Source organism: Amycolatopsis thermophila (assembly GCF_030814215.1).
In the GTDB taxonomy this organism is placed as follows: Bacteria; Actinomycetota; Actinomycetes; order Mycobacteriales; family Pseudonocardiaceae; genus Amycolatopsis_E; species Amycolatopsis_E thermophila.
The window spans coordinates 6058651-6074579 of the sequence record NZ_JAUSUT010000001.1 but is presented as its reverse complement, the minus strand read 5'-3'; the positions used below and the strand labels follow the sequence as shown (position 1 = coordinate 6074579).

Genomic DNA, 15929 nt, shown 5'->3' with positions numbered 1-15929 from the left:
GGTGCGCTCCTTTCTCACCGGGCGAGGACCACGAGAGCCACCACGAGCGCTTGCAGCAACGTCAGCGGGATCAGCACGATCCACGCGATCTCCTGGTAGCGCTCCATGCGCACGGTCGGCACCCACCGCCGCACCCACACGAGCGAGGCCAGCACGGCGAGGGTCTTCAGCAGCGACCACAGCCAGTCCGGAAGCAGGGGGCCGGAGCCGCCGCCGAGGAACAGCGGTACCGCGAACGCCGCTCCCGACACCAGAAGGAGCCACCGTCCCGCCTCGAACAGCAGACGGTCCACACCGGATAGCTCGGCGGCCGCGCCGCCGGCCAGATCCGCGGCGACCGCTTGGCCGAACGGTCCCCAGAACGCCATCGCGAGGACCGACAGCAGGTAGACCACGAAGGCGACCGGCATCCACACGACGAACCACACCGCATCCTGTGCCGCGACCACGTCGCCGACCCGGAGCGACTCGGCCCCCAGAGCCGTCGTGATCAGCGCGAACATGTGCGGCAGCTCGTAGGCCAGCCCCAGGGCGACGAAGCGGTACCCGCCGATGAGTCCATAGGCCGAGTTGGCGCCCCAGCCGACGAGCCAGACCGCGGCCCAGGCGACGACCTCCATCGCGTTGAACCACACGATCCCGATGGAGAAGTCGGCGACCACCCAGCGGCCGAGCGGGGTCACCAGGGATGCCAGGACACCCGCGCCCACCAGGGCGAGCGCGCCACCTCGCCAGAGCAGGAGGTCGGCGGCGAGGGTGCGCCGCCGCTGTTGCACCAGCAGCCCGGCCACGGCGTGGAAGGGCGCAACCAGTGCGCTCGCCGGGCCGCCGGACGCTCGGGAGGCGAGCGCCGAGTCCCAGGCCGCGGCGGCGGCGACGAGCGATACCAGCACGACCGGCAGGACCAGTCCGCCCCAGAAGGGGAGCTGCTCAACCATGGGCCACCCGTGCTCGCTCGAGGTCCGGGTCCAGGCTCGCTACGATCAACCGCGCCCCCGCGAACTCGGTACCGATGAGCAACTCCGGCAGCGCTTCGAGAATCCGGGCAGGGTCCTCGTCGGGGACGGGTTCGCCCGAGCCCAGCTCCGCCTCCGCGTCGTCGATCCACCGGGTCAACCGGTCCAGTGCGTCACCGGTGGCGGGGGAGTCCACCCAGTCGATCTCGCCGAGACCGGACAACGACCACCGCAAGATCCGTGACCGGCGGACCCTCCGGGCCCACCGGTGGAACTCGGCGGAGATCCGTTCACCTGCCAGAACGAGGTCACGCATCCGGGCCGCCGTGTCCGCCGCCTGCTCCCAGCCGGCGACCGTGAGCAGCCGGTAGCAGCTGTCGAGCCGCCTGGCGGCGTCGCGAGGAACACCGTCCTCGAGCGACTGCCAGAACGGTTCCGCGACGTCTTGGCTCCCGTTCGTCTCGACCGCCGCCTCCTGGATGACGTCACCCTGGAGCGCGACGCGGACCACCAGTCCATCCGGCCACGCCGGCAGGATGGGCCCGAGCTGCACCGTCAGCCGATCGAGCTGGAGACCGTCGCGGTCCGGCGCCCGGTCGGCCATGGGGATGTCGCCGGGCATCTCCATGCCGCCCATGTCGTGCCCGGCGTGGCCGCCGTGCTGCATGTGGCCGCCGTGGTCATGCTCCAGCGCCGTGTGGTCGCCGGGGTGCTCGTCTGCGTGGTGATCGTGCTGTTCGCGCATGTCTTCGCTGTCGTGATCATGGTGCGCGTGCTCGTCGTGCGGCCGGTGACCGCGGTCGTGATCCTCCGGCGGCGCATACATGTGCTCGTGATGGGATGGGGGAGCCGACTGACCACCACCCGCTTCGCCGCTGCCGTGGTGGGCATGCTCCGGCGAACCGCTCGCATCCTGGTGATGGCTGCCGTGCTGCGCGTCGCCACCCCGGGCAGCTTCCCGGCGCTGATGCTCGGCAGAGCGTAGGCGCGCTTCGGCCTCGGCCAGGGCGGTGACCACGTCCGCCGCCTCCGCGAACTCCGCCCGGCTGCGAGGAAACGGCATCTGCCGCCACACCGTCTCAACAGCCGCGGCCATGCTCTCGTCCTGCGGCCCAGCGACGATCAGCATGGTGGCTTCGGCCGGGCTGAGCGCGAGGCGCCACCCACGGATCCGCGCCTCGCGCTCGGCGGCGAGACGGGCGCCGGCGCCTCCAGGCGTGGCGGCGATCAGCGGCCGCACCGGTGTCCGGCGCAGCAGCCAGGACGTCAGGTCCACCGGAACACGCCCTCTCGCCACGCGTACCAGACACCCGCGAAGAGCAGGGCCAGGAAGAGGAACATCTCCACGACCGCCGCGACGCCGACCTCCGGCACGACGAGCGTCCACGGGTACATGAACACCATCTCCATGTCGAACGCCAGGAAGATCATCGTCACCGTGTACCAGCGGACGTGGTACCGCGACACCGCGTGCTCGGAGGGCGCGCCGCCGGACAGGAACGGGTGCACGTCGCGCGCCGTGCGCGTGAACCGGGCAAGGAGGGAGATGCCGTACACCGCGGCGATGAGCGCGACCACAGCGACAAGCGCCGCCACCGCACCGAGCACAGCGTCCTCCCGCAGTCGACGTCGATCTACTCAGAGCCTAGAGGCGCAGGCCCGGATCAGCCTGATGAGGCTATATACCATTACCGGGTAACTGTATATTCCGGCCGGTCAGCTCAAGGTCTGCCGGAGGGTCCGGCCGCCGTCCGTCGAGTGGTGGATGGCCGAGTCCGTGGCGACGTAGACCTCGGTGGCACTCGTGGCAGCGAAGGCTGCGGGCGGACCGGGAGCCTGGCCTTGGCGCCTCCAGGTGCCGCCACCGTCCGTGCTGAGGTAGACGGTGTTGTTCGGGTCGGACCCGAAGAACACGTCCGGTGCCGGCCATTCCACGGACACCAGGTCCGGCGCATCGGGCAGCGGGGTGAAGGTGACACCACCGTCCGTACTGCCGGCCAGCCTGTCGGCGGTGTTCGCGATCAGCACGTCGGCCCGGTCGTGCTTGGCTTCCATCGCGTGGAAATCAGCCGTTCCGCCCAGTGAGAGCTCGTTCCACGGCCTGCCCCGCGTCGCGCGTTTCGATCAGGCCGAGGTGGGTGTGCCCTGGCCGCCTCGCCGGGATGGCCGCTCGCGAGGAAATGGCGTGGCCCGACGACGGTGAACCCATGACGTCCTGGACCGGTCCGAGGCGTTCCGGCGAGCCTCCGCTGGTAGCCGGAACAGGCCGTAGTGACTGCCGGCGTACAGCGAGCCGTCCGAGGGGTCGACGCCAAGGCCGTGGATGTGCGCGAGCGTGGCTTCGCGGGAGTCTGGCTCGGGTCCGGTCGGCGACGCCCCGCACGCCGAGAGGGCCAAGGCCGCGAGCGCAAGTAGCAACATCCGGCGCGGACGTGAGGTCATGCGGACGTTTCCTGGGGGTGGTTAGTACTAGGAATCTTAGTAGGACCGGACCGGGGTGTGGAGACGGGTCGTGTGCGTGACGATCTGAGCGACCTGGTCCGGTGCGTCGGAGGCCAGAAGTCCGGCAGCACGGAGGCCCTTGCGGCGGCAGCGTCGAGACCGATCGCCCGAGCTGGACGGAAACGCGGAATACGCCCGCATCAGGTCCGTGCGGGGGTGTCAGAACCCCGGTCGGCGCCAGTGCGATCACTGCTGCCACCCGGATCCGTTGAGCGATTTTCAGGGCATCGCGCCTCCGAGTGAGTGTCCGACCAAACCTGGTGACCTGATCTCGGCGCGTTCGAGGCTGTCGACCAGGTGTTCCGCCAAGTCGGCGACCACATCCGGCCTGTAGGTGAACCCGCGTTCGGTTCCGTGCCCGGGGACGTCGGGCGCGAAGACCCCGGCCTCCGGAGGAGGCCTCGATGTCAGGTGGTGCCACGACCGCATGTCCGCGCCACCGCCGTGCACCAGAACCACGGTCGGTGGGATAGCCGGTTGACATTCGGTACCCCGGTAGCGTACTAAGTCGAACACTGGTGTTCAACTTATCCTCGGAGGCTCGCCATGTCTCATGCCCATCACGCACCGGAAGCGGCGGCTGGTGCACCACCGCACCCGCGCCGCTGGACCGCCCTCGTACTGCTGTGCCTGGCCCAGTTCATGCTGATCGTGGACATCACGGTGGTGCAGGTGGCGTTGCCGACCATCGGCACCGACCTGGCCCTCGGCCGGGATGCGCTGACCTGGGTCGTCACCACCTACACCCTCGCGTTCGGGGGCCTGATGGTCTTCGGGGGCCGCCTCGCCGACGCCTTCGGCGCACGCCGGACGCTGCTCACCGGACTGGTCCTGTTCACGCTCGCGTCGTTGCTGTGCGGGCTGGCGAACACCGGTGGCGTGTTGATCACGGGCCGGGCCCTCCAGGGCATCGGCGCGGCCCTGCTGTCGCCGTCGGCCTTGTCGATCATCACCAGCACCTTCACCGGGCGGGAGCGGAACCGCGCCCTGGGCGTCTGGGCGGCCATCGGCGGCAGCGGCGCCGCCGCCGGAGTGCTGCTGTCGGGACTGCTCACCGCCGGGCCCGGCTGGGAGTGGGTGTTCTTCGTGAACGTGCCGATCGGGGTTCTCGTCGTGCTCGTCCTGCCCTCGGTGGTGCCGGCGAACGGCGGCCAGGCCCGGCGAGCCGGCGTCGACCTGCCCGGCGCGATCGCCGTCACGCTGGCCACCGGCCTGCTGATCTACGCGCTGGTGCACGCCGGGGATGCCGGGTGGGGGTCCGCCGGCACAGTCCTCGGCCTGGGCGGATCGGTGCTGGCCTACGCCGCGTTCGGCTGGATCGAATCGCGGACGCGCCACCCGCTGATGACGCCGAGCGCGTTCGCCCGGCGCCCGGTGCTGTCCGGCACCTTCCTCATGCTGATCGCCACCGGCGTGCTGCTCGGCTTGTTCTTCCTCACCTCGCTGTACTTCCAGCACGTCCTCGGCTTCAGCGCCCTGAAGACCGGGCTGCTGTTCCTGCCCGTCGCCCTCGCGATCACTCTCGGCGCACAGCTCGCGGCGCACCTGCTCGGCAAGGTCGGCGGCCGTCCCGTCGCCGTCGGAGCGTTCGTGCTCACCGCGGTGGGCGCCAGCCTGCTCACCCGGATCGATCCGGCCGGCAGCGTCTACACCGGCGTGCTCCCCGGGTTCCTGATCGCCGCGCTCGGCCTCGGTCCGCTGTTCGTCACCGCGACCAGCACGACACTGGCCAACGTCGGGCACACCGAGTCCGGAGTCGCCTCCGGCGTGATCAACACCTTCCACGAACTCGGCGGCAGCATCGGTGTGGCGGTGGTGTCCACCGTGGCGGCGGGGTCGATCGCCGGCGATGCCGGCGTCGGCGGTTTCACCGCGGCCTACCTGCTCTGCGCGATCGCGGCCCCGGTGGCGGCGGTGGTCGCAGCCGTCCTCGTGCCGGCGGGCAAGCCGCGGGCCGTGGCCGGGCACGGGCACTGACCCGCCGTACCCTGGCCGCCGTGGCCGCTACCCCACCGCGCCGGAGAGCCGACGCCGAACGCAACATCGAAGGAATCCTCGCCGCCGCCCGCGACCTGTTCAGCCGGGGTCTCAACCCCTCGATGATCGAGATCGCGCAGGCCGCGGGCATCGGCAGGGTCACCCTCTACAGCCACTTCCCGAGCCGGGAGGTCCTGCTCGAGGCGGTCATCGAGCGGGCCATGACCGAGACCGACGAGGCGCTGACCGGCTTGCGCCTGGAGGAGGCGTCACCGCCGGATGCGCTCGCGCGGCTGGTGCGCACGTCCTGGTCGGTTCTGGACCGCCATCGCAGGCTCCACTCGGTCGCCGTGACCGTGCTGGGCCCGGAGGGCCTGCGCCGGCAGCACGACCGGGCGTTCCAGCACGTCGACCGCCTGATCGCCCGGGGGCAGGCCGACGGCGCGTTCCGCGGTGATCTCCCGCGCCGGTGGCTGGTCACCACCTGCTACGCGCTCATCCACGCCGCCGCCGACGAGGTCGAGGAAGGACAGCTCGCCGCCGCCGACGTCCCGGAGGTGCTCACCGCCACGCTGCTGTCGAGCCTGACCCGGACATGACGAGCGGCCGGCCGCTGTCCGTTCGCGGTCCGCCGACCGCGAGGGGTTCCTGCACCGCCGGCATGGCGGCGCCCCGAGGTCGGTTACGTGGTCGCGGTGCTCCGCGGCTCGCGCGCCCTGGCCCGGCTGCTGCGGCCCGTGTTGCCTTCGCTGCCGCGGATACCTGCGGTGCGCGCTGCGGTGCTGGGCCTGTACTTGGCGAAACCGCTGCGGATGTGCCGGTCATGATCGCCTGGGGTGCGAAGGACCGGCTGCTGATCGGCGGTCAGGCCGGGCGGCCCGCGCGGGTGCCGAGCGCACGGCACGTCCGGCTTTCCGGCAGCGGCCACGTTCCGATGTCCGACGATCCGCGCCGGGTCGCCGACCTGATCCTCGAACTGTGACCCGGAGGTCGTCGTGCCGCTGCTCGTGGTCGTGCGCGTCGCCGAACTGGCCATCGCGGTGCTATCGGGCTGGGTGGCGCAGGGGGGCGGTCGGCGCCGCCGTGCCGCCCCTGGCCGGGTGGATCGCGCTGCTGATCGCGTTCGGTGCGGTCGCACAGCCGCTGGGTTTCCTGCCGCTGGCGCTGCGACCGCACCTCGTCCGAACACGAGCGTTCCGTCTGCTTGCCGCGGCCGTGTTCACCGGGACGACGGTGTGATGGGTCGCCTTGGCCGTCACGGTGATCACCTGAGTGTGGGCGTCCGGAACGCGCGGCCGCGGCGAGAACCCGCGGCAGGGCGGCGAACAGACGGTCCGCCTGCGCACGGCACGTATGTTCGGCGATCCAGGTGTCGGCCTGTTCGCGGCGGATGGCGCCGGCTTCGCAGGCGGCGTGGGCGAGGCCGGACAGTGCAACACGATCCGCCCACCGGCCGCGAGCACACGGCTGCGTAATCGGACTGGGGATCTCGCCGCGGCAGGATCCCCAGCCCGCCGTCTGGTCAGGACGGGTGCTCGTGGCGGTCTGCCGTCGCTGCGGGCACCCCGACGCGGCCATGTCGACGGCGTAGGAAGGTCCCGCGATGACGAAACGCCATTCGTCCCAGGATCACGTGTACGCCAACTGCGATGACTTTCACCAGGATGATCGCCACCACGATGGTGGTCCCCCAACTTGCCCACGGTGAAGCCGCCAGCGCGCCACCCAGCAACCCGAGATGGACGACGACTGCCAACACAACGAGTCCGAGGAGGACGAGCGTGCTGCCGAGCCGGCGACGTCGCCCTGGGATTGCTGCGGCGGCGGCCTCCTCGGCCGGACGGCCGGATGTCGAATCCGGCTGTCCCCAGTGGACGGTCAGGCGGTCGCGCCTGCCGATCGTCTCCAGCCGGCGGGCAATACTCTGCTGCAGCCGGTTCAGGGCGTCCTCGTCGTCGGCGTCGACGCGCAGCGTCAGCGTGTCGGGCGTCGCCTGCAGCGTGCAGGTGCCGGTCGAGAAGCGGATGGTGCCTGCGGTGTCGGACCAGTCCACGTTGTCCACTGCGGGCGGCGCCTGACCGCTGTGGCTCGCGGCCGGGCGGTGTCGCATCCGGCTCATTTGGTTGAGATGCCGGCAGAGCTGGGTGAGGTAGCGGCTGGCCCGGTTGGTCGAGATCGTCGCGTCGGCGGTCGGCATGGAAGCCCTCCTGGGGCCGGTGAAGTCCGGTGGATGGTCAGAGTCGGGTAACGGCCGCGAACCAGGCGCGAACGCCCTGTGGGTCGGTGGTGATCTCGATCGTGGCCGGTTCCAAGATGTCGATTCGCCATCCGCCGGTGAACGCGGTGGTGATGTCCGAGCGGGTCAGCCGGTGCGGTCCCCAGTCGCCGGGCTGCTGGTCGCTGAAGCCGAGCATGAAGTACCGGCCGCCCGAAGCCAGCACGGACCGGAGGCTGTCCACATAGGCGGTACGGTCGGCGTCGGCGAAGATGTGGAACAACCCGCAGTCGAGGGCAGTGTCGAACACCTCGCCCAGCTCGCCGAGCCGGCGGGCGTCGTGGCGCAGGAACCGCACCGTCAGTCCCCGGTCACGCGCCTTGTGCCCGGCCTTGTCCAGGGCATTGCTCGCCAGGTCGACGCCGGTGACGTCCAGGCCGAGCGCAGCGGCCATGAGCGTGTGCTCGCCGGTCCCGCAGCCAACGTCCAGCACCCGGCCCGACAGCGCACCGTCCTCGGCGAGCGCCTGGAACGCGAGTTGTGGCCGGCCGATGTCCCACGGCGGCGGACTGGCGTACAGATCGTCCGGTCCGGCTGGCCTGTGCGTTCCCGGATACGGGCGGGAAGGTCGCGTCATCAGCGTGTCCTCGGCTCGTGCCGCCGCGGCGGCGGCTGGATGGTGGCTACTCGAATTTATCGAGACATGGTGTCTATAGTCAATTCTTGATGTCTGCAGTGACGGCGTTGCGTATAGTTGGCGCGTGCCGAAGCTGTGGAACGAGACGATCGAGGCGCACCGCCACCAGGTGCGCGACGCAATCCTCGACGCCACGGCGGCGCTGGTGTTCGAGCACGGACTGCGGTCAGTGACGATGGCGCAAATAGCCGAGAAGGCCGGCATCGGCCGCGCCACGCTCTACAAGTACTTCCCCGACGTCGACGCCATCCTGCATGCCTGGCACCACCGCCAGATCACCACGCACCTGACGCAGCTGACCGAGGCCCGGGACACTGTGAACGACCCCGGGCAGCGGTTGGAGGCCGTGTTGCAGGCGTACGCGCGCATCGCCCACCAAACACGTAGCCACCACAACACCGAGATCGGACGGTTCCTCCACCGCGACGAACACCTCGCCGACGCGCAGCAGCAACTCCACGACCTCGTCTCCAGCCTGATCGCCGACGCAGCCCAGGCCGGCGACCTCCGCGCTGACACACCGGCAGGCGAACTCGCCGCCTACTGCCTGCACGCGCTCAACGCCGCCGGCAGCCTGCCAGCCCAAGCTGCAGTCGACCGGCTCGTCGCCGTCACCCTCGCCGGCCTGCGCGTTCCCAGCGACCACAATCCGGTGTAGCAATCGATTCACCTACTCGCTGAGCGCGAGATTCCGGCCTGGGCCGTCATCTCGTCCGGGGCTGATCGCCCTGGCGAGTCAGCCCGGGCCATCGCCACGTGCAGCCATGACGCGCGTCCTCCTCCTTCGCCCGCTCAGGCAGATCGTCATCAACCATCCGGGAAGCTGGCGCGACCCACGCCGTCAGGGTGGTCCTGCCGGCCGTGGGGTCGCCCCAGATGCCTCGCCGCCGATCCGTGGTCATGTCAGCCGCGTACGCCTCGGCGTCTTCGATGCGGCACCCGATGGCCAACGGGGCGAGCTACGGCAGTGACCGTGCAACACTCGCGGTTTGTCACGGTTTCCGTGTAAGTCACTGTTGCGTCGTGCTCGAGATGACCGCCGGCGCGGAGTCACCGGAGGGCTGCGTTGGTGTCCCGTCATGGCTCCGTGCTAGCGCGTGTTCCTCACCGCAGCTTGGCCGTGCGGGGAAACCAGATTCCGGTGGTAGTGGGTTGATACCCGGAACAAGCCCACAAGACCGGGTGGGACTCGGCCAAGATCGCCCAACTCGGACCTGCGGTGCTCTAGACCGGCCAGAATGGCCCGCAACCGATACGTAGCCCGTGTAGGCGTCCTGTGCCGGCCGGGTGATCTCGTCTCGTCGCCGAGGTGGCTGACACGGCGTGGGGCAGCAGTGCACCCGAGTTGGTCGACACAGTGTCGATTTTTATAGACGAAGTGTAGAGTCGGTGCCATGACGAAGCGAACGTTTCTGATCACGGGCGCGAGCAGCGGCCTCGGCCGCGCCTTCGCTCAGGGTGCGCTGGCGGCCGGCCACACTGTCGTCGGCACTGTGCGCAAGTCCGAGGACCTGGCGAAGTTCGAGGCGCTCGCGCCTGGACGGGCCCACGCCCGGCTGCTCGACGTGACCGACGACGAGGCGGTGTTCGACGTGGTCGGCGAGGTCGAGCGCAGCGTGGGCCCGGTCGACGTGCTGATCGCGAACGCCGGTTACGGGCACGAGGGCGTGTTCGAGGAGTCGTCGATGGCCGAGCTGCGCGCGCAGTTCGACGTCAACGTTTTCGGCGTGGCGGCCACCGTCCACGCGGTCCTGCCGGGGATGCGGAAGCGGCGCTCGGGACACATCTTCGCCGTGAGTTCGATGGGCGGGTTGATGACCGTGCCCGGGCTGGCGTACTACTGCGGCAGCAAATACGCGGTGGTGGGCATGCTCGAAACCCTGGCCAAGGAGGTCGCGGGTTTCGGGGTGCGGGTGACCATCATCGAGCCCGGTTCGTTCCGGACGGACTGGGCGGGCCGCTCGATGGTCCGCAGTGACCGGTCGATCCCGGACTACGACGAGCTCTTCGAGCCGATCCGCGCGGCCCGGCGGGCCGCCAGCGGCAACCAGCTGGGCAATCCGGCCAAGGCCGCCGAGGCCGTGCTCGAGGTGATCGAGGCGGAGTCGCCGCCGGTGCACCTCGTGCTCGGTTCGGACGCGTTGCGGCTCGTGGCGAGCGGCCGGGCCGCGGTGGCCGCGGACATCGAAGCGTGGGAAGAGCTGTCGCGGTCCACGGATTTCCCGGACGGGCACCAGATCGCGGCGAACTGAGCGCCGGTGGCCCGGCTGCCGGACCTCCGGCAGCCGGGCCGTGCCATCGTGTGCGCGGACGATCGTGGTGCCGGCGAAAGGGGAGGTGGGCAGGCGATGCCTGATCCGGTCAAGGCGGGGCGACGGCGATCCGGTGCGCCGTCCAAGGGCGACCTGCGCGAACAGAAGATCCTCGAAGTCCTCGGCGACCTCTTGGCGGTCAAGAGCTTCGATGCGCTCACGACCAACGACATCGCCGAACGCGCCGGGCTCTCCCGCGCGTCGATGTACTTCTACTTCAGCTCCAAACAGGAGGCGCTGGTCGCCCTCTTCGCCAAGACCGTCGAGGCGCTGCGCGAGAAATCTCGCGCCGCGGCTGATGATCCCGCGGCACCCCGGGACGCGATCGCGACGGCCCTGCGGCGCACCCGCGACCACTGGCGTGAGCACGGCCTGATCATGCGCGTCACCATCGACCAGGCGTCCACGATCCCGGAGATCGGAGCGTTGTGGACGGAGACGGCGGAGATCTTCATCGAAGCCATCACGGCGATCCTGGTGCGCGCCGGCGTCGCCTCCCACGACGGGCCCGACGGCGCACCGGCTCTCGCGCGCGCGGTGTGCTGGATGATCGAGCGGACGTTCTACCACGCGTCGGCGATTTCTCCCGAGGCGCTCGACCAGGCCGCCGAGACCTGCCGGGTGGTCTGGCTCCGGGCCGCGGGAATCGAGCCCTGACCGTGCCGGCGCGCGGTGCGAGTGTCGTCCGGCACCTCGGCCATCTGCACCGGCATCATCGAGCGGTTCCCGCACCGGGACGTGGGGGCGGCGGTGAAGGCGAGCACCAGGCCCTCCCCTCCGGTGTGAGCCGGCGCGTGTTGGTTGCGTGCTGTCGCGGCCCCGCGGGTGTGGGTTGGCTGCTTGATGCCCGGGCAGGGAACCCCGGTGCACGAGGGAGGGCGGGATCGTGACGTGCGCCGGGGGTTCCCCTGTCCGGGCCGGCCGGGCCGGGCGTCAACGGCTGTGGCGCTGCGGGCGGGCTGCCGCTGCGGTGCGGAAACGCCGCGCGGCGGGAGCGATGTCCGCCTCCGCGTCAACCCCGGACAATGCCCAAACGGGGGCAATTTCAGCTTCTGTGTTCCAGTGGATGAAACACCGGCGGAGGTGGTCAAATAACCGGCTACCAGCAGTAGTGGTGTGCGGCTGAGCAACGAGCGCTCTCCGTGGCCTCGCCGTCGCCCGATCGAGGCCGCGAAGCGGCTGATTTTCCCCCGAATTTCCCTGAAGTGGCCTGTAACACCGCCCTGAACGTCACCGATTCCAGGGCAGATGCCGCCCCTTTCGGGTGTGGCGGAGCGGAGAGCACGGTTACTCGACGTAATCGTCGGCGTGGTTCGGGACGCGCCGGTACCAGCCGGACGTCGCGGGAGGTCGGATGGAAGAGCCGGTGCGGAAGCCCATCCCGGTGGCGGACACCGGACGGGGTTCCGAGACGCGAGGCCTGCCGGGTCACGCGCGGCTGCACGCCGTCGACCCGGGGGAGACGGCCACCCCGCGCGCCGCCGTCCAGCCGTGGGAGACCCGGTACCGCGGGTACGTGATCCTCGCGGACGTGGTGGCCACGATGCTGGTCATCGTCACCGGCGCGCTGCTGATCCTGGACATCACCGGACGGCCCTACTTCCTGCACGCGTCGGGCACGGCGTTCGCGATCCTGTGCTCCCTGCCGATCAACCGGGCGTGGAGCCAGCACGTCCTCGGCGAAGGCACCGAGGAGTTCCGCCGCCTGGGCCGCAGCCTCCTGATGGCCGCCGTGGTCGTCGCGCTCGCGGGGTTGCTCTTCGGCGCCCTCGACGTGCAGCCGTGGGTCTTCTTCGCGGTCCCGGCCGTCGCGGTGATCGCCTTCCCGCTGCGGTACGCGCTGCGCCAGGTGCTGCACCGGGCCCGCCGCGCCGGGCAGTGCATGCACTCGGTCATCGCCGCGGGGTCGCCGCAGACGCTGCGGGACCTCATCGAGCGCACCCGCGCCGAATCGCACGTCGGCTGGCAGGTGTCGGCCGTGTGCACCGCCACCGGGCAGGGTGAGCGGGCCGGCGGCGAGATCGGCGGGATCGCCGTGGCGGGGCGCCTGCACGAGCTCGCCGAGCAGGTCCGCCGCGGCGGCTACCGCGTCGTCGCGATCACCTCCGATCCGTATTGGACACCCGAGCGCCTGCAGCAGCTGGCCTGGGACCTCGAGGGCACCGGGGCGGAACTCGTGGTCGCGCCGGTCCTGATGGACATCGCGGGGCCGCGGCTGAACGTCTCCGGGGTACTGGGCATGCCCCTGCTACGGGTCTCCGCGCCCACGTTCACCGGCGGCCGCCGCATCGTCAAGGACGTCGTCGACCGCCTGGGCGCCGCCGCGATCCTCGCGCTGGCCGCGCCGCTGCTGGCCGCCATCGCGACGCTGATCAAGCTCAACGACCGCGGCCCGGTGTTCTACCGCCAGCTGCGGGTGGGCCGCGACGGCCGCGCCTTCACGATGGTCAAGTTCCGCACCATGGTCACCGGCGCCGACCGGATGCGCAGCGGCCTGCTCGGCGACAACGAGGGGTCCGGCCCGTTGTTCAAGCTCCGCCGCGACCCGCGCATCACCCGGGTGGGCGCCGTGCTGCGCCGCTACTCCCTGGACGAGCTGCCCCAGCTGTTCAACGTCCTGGGCGGCACGATGTCGCTCGTCGGGCCCCGGCCCCCGCTGCCCGCCGAGACCGAGAACTACGAGCGCGCCGCGCGCCGCAAGCTGCTCGTCAAGCCCGGCATGACCGGCCTGTGGCAGGTCAGCGGCCGCAGTGACCTGTCCTGGGAGGAGAGCGTCCGGCTGGACCTGCGGTACGTCGAGGACTGGTCGCTGGCCCTGGACATGGCGATCCTGTGGAAGACGTTCCGGGCGGTCACGGGAGGCCGCGGCGCCTACTGACACGGCCTCTGGCACCCTTGCCCGGCGTGCAGGCTGTCTCCTTCCCCGAACTCCGTTCCGTCGCGCTGCTGGGCGCCCACTGCGACGACATCGCCATCGGCGCCGGCGGCGCGCTGCTCACGCTGTGCGCCGGGCGGCCCGGCCTCGACGTGCACGCGCTCGTCCTGTCCGGCGGCTCCACCGAGCGTGCCGCGGAGGAACGCGCCGCGCTGGACGAGTTCTGCGCCCCGGCGCGCGTCGAGCTGACCGTCCTGGACCTGCCCGACGGGCGGATGCCCGCGCACTGGGACGCGGTCAAGGACGCGGTCACCGCGCTGCGCGGCCGCGTCACGCCGGACCTGGTGTTCGCGCCGCAGCGCCACGACCGGCACCAGGACCACCGCCTGCTCGCCGAGATCGTGCCGACCGTGTTCCGCGACCAGCCCGTGCTCGGCTACGAGATCCTCAAGTGGGACGGCGACCTCGGGCAGCCGGCGGTGTACCAGGAGCTCACCGCCGAGACCGCCGAGGCGAAGGCCGACCTGCTGGCCAAGCACTACCCCTCGCAGCACGGCCGGGACTGGTACACCCGTGACGCGTTCCTCGGCCTGGCCCGGCTGCGCGGGGTGCAGCAGCACACCCGCTACGCCGAGGCCTTCTACGTGGACAAGCTCGCGCTCACGCTCGCAGCGTCGCCAGCAGCTCCCGCCACGACGGCGCCGACGCGTCGCGCGGGCTGACCGCCGACACCGGCAGCGGCCACTCGATCGCCAGATCGGGGTCGTCGTAGCGGACCGCCAGGTCCTGCGCCGGATCGTGCGGTGTGTCGATGCGGTAGCAGACGTCGGCGGTCGCGGTCAGCGACTGGAAGCCGTGCAGCATCCCGGGCGGTACCCACAGCGAGACGAACTCCTCGTCGTCCAGCCGCACCGCCAGGGACCGCCCGAAGGTCGCCGACCCCGGCCGGATGTCGACCACGACGTCCAGCACGGCGCCGTGCGCGCACCGCACGAGCTTGCCTTCGCCGCGCCCGGACCGCCCGTGCAGCCCGCGCACGACACCCCGGCGCGACCGGGACTGCGAGTCCTGCGCGAGCGGGCCGAGGTCGACCCCGTGCTCGCGGGCGATCGCGGCGTCGAAGGTCCGGGTGAACAGGCCCCGTTCGTCGTGGTGGGGCCGCGGGCGCATGAGCAGCACGCCCGCCAGCGCGGTCTCGGTCACCTGCACCGTATGTTGCTCCTGTCCGATCGGTGTTGGGGAAGGGGAAACGGTGCCATCTTGCCGGGCGTGCGGCACGGCCGACGGGGAGCTCGTGCTCGACCTGGGGGAGCAACCGCCGTGCGACCTGTTCCCGCCCGCCACCGATCCCGGCCCCGACCCGGTGTGGCCGCTGCGGATGTGGATGTGCGCGCGGTGCGCGCTGGCGCAGCTGGCCGAGGACCCCGGCACGGCCGAGGAGCCGGCGGGGGTGGAACCGAGGGCGCTGACCGACCAGGCCGCCGACGCGGTCGCCCGGCTGACGCGGGCCGGGCTGGTGCGGCCGGGTGCGACCGTGGCCGAGTTCGGCAGCCCGCACGGCGGGTCGTGGCTGCCGTTGCTGCGCGCCGCCGGCATGCGGGAGGCCGCCGCGGACGAGCCCGCCGACGTCGTGGTCGACTGCTTCGGCCTGATGCACGAACCGGACCAGCGCGCGGCGATGGCGCGCCGGGCCGCGCGGCTGGCTCCCGGCGGCGCACTGCTCATGCAGTTCCACTCGCTGGCCTCGATCGTCCGTCAGGGACAGTGGAACGCCTTGCGGCACGGGCATTTCGCGTACTACTCGGCACCGGCGGCGATCACACTGGCCGCCTCCGCCGGGCTCGGGCCGGGGCGCAGCTGGAGCTTCGACCTCTACGGCGGCACCGTGCTGCTGGAGCTGCGCCGCGAGCCGGCGCCGGACGAGGCGACCGCCGCGCTGGTGGCCGCCGAACGCGCCGCCGGCATCGAGGACATCGGCGTGGTGGCGGGACTGGGCCGGGCGGTCGGGCAGGGGTGCGACCGCGTGCTGGCGCGGCTGCGCGACTACGCCGGCCGCGGCGTGGTGGGCTACGGTGCGGCCTCCCGTGCCGTCGTCTTGCTTCGCCGCGCGGGAATCGATATCGATCTGTTGCCCGCGATCGTCGACATCTCCCCGGCGAAGCACGGCCGGCGTATGCCCGGTACCCGGATACCGGTGGTCGGTCCGGAGAACCTCACCCACCCGATCCCGCACGCCGTCCTGCTGTTCGTCCCCGATCTTGAAGCCGAGGTGCGCACGGCTTTCCCGCAGCTCGACGGGGGCCACTGCGAGTGGATCCTGGCCTGACGCGTCTTCGGGAAATCCGGTCGGACCGCGAAGTTGATCTCTTCTGGTGGCTTCTCGTGAGACCGGGCG

The 15929-nt window shown here is 71.2% G+C and carries 18 protein-coding genes; 10 read left to right on the top strand and 8 right to left on the bottom strand.

Annotation, left to right across the window (positions count from 1 at the left end; all coding sequences use genetic code 11):
• Positions 1 to 14: 14 nt before the first annotated feature.
• The 5 genes from FB470_RS29835 to FB470_RS35845 all read right to left on the bottom strand — a co-directional run bounded on the left by FB470_RS29835 (position 15) and on the right by FB470_RS35845 (position 3917).
• A complete protein-coding gene (locus FB470_RS29835; protein WP_306996828.1) occupies positions 15 to 938 on the bottom strand; it encodes a complex I subunit 1 family protein in 924 nt (307 codons plus the stop codon).
• Positions 931 to 2232, bottom strand: a complete 1302-nt coding sequence (locus tag FB470_RS29830) for a hypothetical protein (protein ID WP_306996827.1) — start codon at positions 2230 to 2232, stop codon at positions 931 to 933. The genes FB470_RS29835 and FB470_RS29830 overlap by 8 nt, the downstream gene beginning before the upstream one ends.
• Positions 2223 to 2552, bottom strand: coding sequence for an NADH-quinone oxidoreductase subunit A (locus tag FB470_RS29825; protein ID WP_306996825.1), 330 nt, complete (start codon positions 2550 to 2552; stop codon positions 2223 to 2225). Before FB470_RS29825 ends, FB470_RS29830 begins: the two co-directional genes overlap by 10 nt.
• A gap of 120 nt (positions 2553 to 2672) precedes the next feature.
• Complete coding sequence (locus FB470_RS29820) at positions 2673 to 3011, bottom strand: WD40/YVTN/BNR-like repeat-containing protein (RefSeq protein ID WP_306996823.1); 339 nt, start codon at positions 3009 to 3011, stop codon at positions 2673 to 2675.
• Positions 3012 to 3677: 666 nt separating this feature from the next.
• Positions 3678 to 3917 carry an alpha/beta fold hydrolase gene (locus tag FB470_RS35845; protein ID WP_370876604.1) on the bottom strand — a complete coding sequence of 80 codons (240 nt, stop codon included), beginning with the start codon at positions 3915 to 3917 and terminating at the stop codon, positions 3678 to 3680.
• 87 nt (positions 3918 to 4004) lie between these two features.
• Between FB470_RS35845 and FB470_RS29815 the strand changes: the two genes are divergently transcribed.
• The 4 genes from FB470_RS29815 to FB470_RS29800 all read left to right on the top strand — a co-directional run bounded on the left by FB470_RS29815 (position 4005) and on the right by FB470_RS29800 (position 6674).
• Positions 4005 to 5435 (top strand): MFS transporter, encoded by a 1431-nt coding sequence (locus FB470_RS29815; protein WP_306996821.1) that lies wholly within the window; start codon positions 4005 to 4007, stop codon positions 5433 to 5435.
• A 20-nt stretch (positions 5436 to 5455) separates the two neighbouring features.
• Complete coding sequence (locus FB470_RS29810) at positions 5456 to 6034, top strand: TetR/AcrR family transcriptional regulator (RefSeq protein ID WP_306996820.1); 579 nt, start codon at positions 5456 to 5458, stop codon at positions 6032 to 6034.
• 224 nt (positions 6035 to 6258) lie between these two features.
• Positions 6259 to 6417: an alpha/beta fold hydrolase gene (locus FB470_RS29805; RefSeq protein ID WP_306996818.1), complete on the top strand. Its 159-nt coding sequence runs from the start codon at positions 6259 to 6261 to the stop codon at positions 6415 to 6417.
• Between the two features lie 101 nt (positions 6418 to 6518).
• A complete protein-coding gene (locus FB470_RS29800) occupies positions 6519 to 6674 on the top strand; it encodes a hypothetical protein (RefSeq protein WP_306996817.1) in 156 nt (51 codons plus the stop codon).
• Between the two features lie 283 nt (positions 6675 to 6957).
• Here the strand turns inward: FB470_RS29800 and FB470_RS29795 are convergent, their stop codons facing one another.
• Entirely contained in the window at positions 6958 to 7632 is a 675-nt protein-coding gene (locus FB470_RS29795; protein ID WP_306996814.1) for a DUF2218 domain-containing protein, read from the bottom strand.
• 37 nt (positions 7633 to 7669) lie between these two features.
• Positions 7670 to 8287 (bottom strand): class I SAM-dependent methyltransferase, encoded by a 618-nt coding sequence (locus FB470_RS29790; RefSeq protein WP_306996811.1) that lies wholly within the window; start codon positions 8285 to 8287, stop codon positions 7670 to 7672.
• A gap of 124 nt (positions 8288 to 8411) precedes the next feature.
• Between FB470_RS29790 and FB470_RS29785 the strand changes: the two genes are divergently transcribed.
• From FB470_RS29785 to FB470_RS29765, 5 genes are all read left to right on the top strand, one after another.
• Positions 8412 to 9005 (top strand): TetR/AcrR family transcriptional regulator, encoded by a 594-nt coding sequence (locus FB470_RS29785; RefSeq protein WP_306996809.1) that lies wholly within the window; start codon positions 8412 to 8414, stop codon positions 9003 to 9005.
• Between the two features lie 736 nt (positions 9006 to 9741).
• Positions 9742 to 10599 carry an oxidoreductase gene (locus FB470_RS29780; protein ID WP_306996807.1) on the top strand — a complete coding sequence of 286 codons (858 nt, stop codon included), beginning with the start codon at positions 9742 to 9744 and terminating at the stop codon, positions 10597 to 10599.
• Between the two features lie 96 nt (positions 10600 to 10695).
• Positions 10696 to 11316 (top strand): TetR/AcrR family transcriptional regulator, encoded by a 621-nt coding sequence (locus FB470_RS29775; RefSeq protein ID WP_306996805.1) that lies wholly within the window; start codon positions 10696 to 10698, stop codon positions 11314 to 11316.
• 697 nt (positions 11317 to 12013) lie between these two features.
• Positions 12014 to 13537, top strand: a complete 1524-nt coding sequence (locus FB470_RS29770; protein WP_306996803.1) for a sugar transferase — start codon at positions 12014 to 12016, stop codon at positions 13535 to 13537.
• Positions 13538 to 13554: 17 nt separating this feature from the next.
• Positions 13555 to 14256 (top strand): PIG-L deacetylase family protein, encoded by a 702-nt coding sequence (locus FB470_RS29765; protein ID WP_306996801.1) that lies wholly within the window; start codon positions 13555 to 13557, stop codon positions 14254 to 14256.
• On the opposite strand, the gene FB470_RS29760 is transcribed toward FB470_RS29765, so the two are convergent.
• Positions 14195 to 14704, bottom strand: a complete 510-nt coding sequence (locus FB470_RS29760; protein WP_306999552.1) for a dTDP-4-dehydrorhamnose 3,5-epimerase family protein — start codon at positions 14702 to 14704, stop codon at positions 14195 to 14197. The two genes, FB470_RS29765 and FB470_RS29760, sit on opposite strands and share 62 nt — an antisense overlap.
• Before the next feature lie 82 nt (positions 14705 to 14786).
• On the opposite strand from FB470_RS29760, the gene FB470_RS29755 reads away from it, so the two are divergent.
• A complete protein-coding gene (locus FB470_RS29755) occupies positions 14787 to 15860 on the top strand; it encodes a class I SAM-dependent methyltransferase (RefSeq protein ID WP_306996799.1) in 1074 nt (357 codons plus the stop codon).
• Positions 15861 to 15929 lie beyond the last annotated feature (69 nt).